This window comes from Streptomyces sp. NPDC051286 (assembly GCF_044455345.1).
In the GTDB taxonomy this organism is placed as follows: domain Bacteria; phylum Actinomycetota; class Actinomycetes; order Streptomycetales; family Streptomycetaceae; genus Streptomyces.
Map to the genome: position 1 here is coordinate 1 of NZ_JBITER010000157.1, position 1,359 is coordinate 1,359.

A 1,359-nucleotide genomic window follows, 5' to 3' on the forward strand; every position below is an offset into this window, starting at 1 on the left:
CACACCACGTGATCATTCCGGGGCCTTCGCCATGCCCGGCACCCACAGGCACCAATCACGCACCGCTTACGATCAGCCACCCGACAGGCTCTCAGCGGCACCTACGTGAAGTCCGACACCTACACACACGGTGAGTTCGGTGGCTACCCCTTCCACGGCGGTTGGTACTCGAATAACAACAGCAGGGGCCGTGGCTGGTTCAAGTGCTACGTCTGGAGCTGCCGGTTCGACCCAGGTGACTCCGTGACGTTCAGCGCATCGGGTACCTCCTGGTACATGGGACGCGGGTACCGCTGGACCGTCGGCGGCCATTTCTCCGGAGGAGGCCAGTACTCTTGAGTGACCCTGGGGCCGGCCGGCGATCTCTCGCCGGCCGGCCCCAGGGTTTTCCGGGTCCTTTTTGGCGGAGCCTCAGAACAGGGAAGACATGGAAGCAGCAGGACACGACGAAGGGTTCACCGCTTGGCTGCGCGGGCTCGCCGAAGAGCTCGATGTGGAGCTGGAAGCGACGCTGTACTCGGCAGACGTACGCGAGTTTCTGTGGACGGTGTTCGCCCGCAACGGCGCGATGCCCGCGTCGTACTTCGCCCCGCTCCTAGTCGAACGTCGGCGCACGCTCGCACAGCGGGCTGTCGCGGCCCTGCTGGCGGACGTGCAGCGGGACACGGGGCGTGTGGTCGCGGTCAGTGTGGGTTCCGAGGCGCCTTCCCCGCTGGAGCTGGCCGGCCATGTGTCGGTGGGCGGCGAAACCATCCAGGGGATCGACCCGTCCGACATCCTCGTCGAGACGGCGGAGGGCCTGCAGTGTCTCCTGGCAGACCGGGACCGGCTGATCTGGCCGATCTGCCCCGAGCATCGCGTGGGGACCCATGCGATGCGCACCGAAGCCGGCGCCGTGTGGGTGTGCTCTGTGACGTCGCACGAAGTGGCGCCGATCACGGCGTGAGCACCGGTCGGCATGGCATGCCGGCGGAGGGCGCTGTCACATTGGCTGATTCCTGAGATGATCTTGGAGTTGATCATGTTGGAGGAGGCTTTCCGTGGGGGCTGCGTCGCCGTCGTACAAGGGGCATCGTTACCCGGTCGAGGTCATTGCCCATTGCGTGTGGCTGTACTTCCGCTTCCCGCTCAGCTTCCGCGAGGTCGAGGAGCTCATGTTCCAGCGAGGCGTCATCGTCTCCTACGAGACCATCCGCCGCTGGTGCGCCAAGTTCGGCCAGGCCTACGCGAACGGACTGCGCCGCCACCGGCCCCGGCCTGGCGGCAAGTGGCACCTGGACGAGGTCTTCATCAAGATCAACAGCGAGCTGAAGTACCTGTGGCGGGCCGTCGACCAGGACGGCAACGTCCTCGACATCC

2 protein-coding genes are annotated in these 1,359 nt (G+C 65.9%); both read left to right on the forward strand.

All coding sequences use genetic code 11. The features are described from left to right. The first annotated feature begins 427 nt into the window (after positions 1-427). Positions 428-946 carry a hypothetical protein gene (locus ACIBB8_RS37925; protein ID WP_398959975.1) on the forward strand — a complete coding sequence of 173 codons (519 nt, stop codon included), beginning with the start codon at positions 428-430 and terminating at the stop codon, positions 944-946. Between the two features lie 94 nt (positions 947-1,040). Further along, the coding region (locus ACIBB8_RS37930) for an IS6 family transposase (RefSeq protein WP_398959977.1) at positions 1,041-1,359 on the forward strand (319 nt) is incomplete at its 3' end.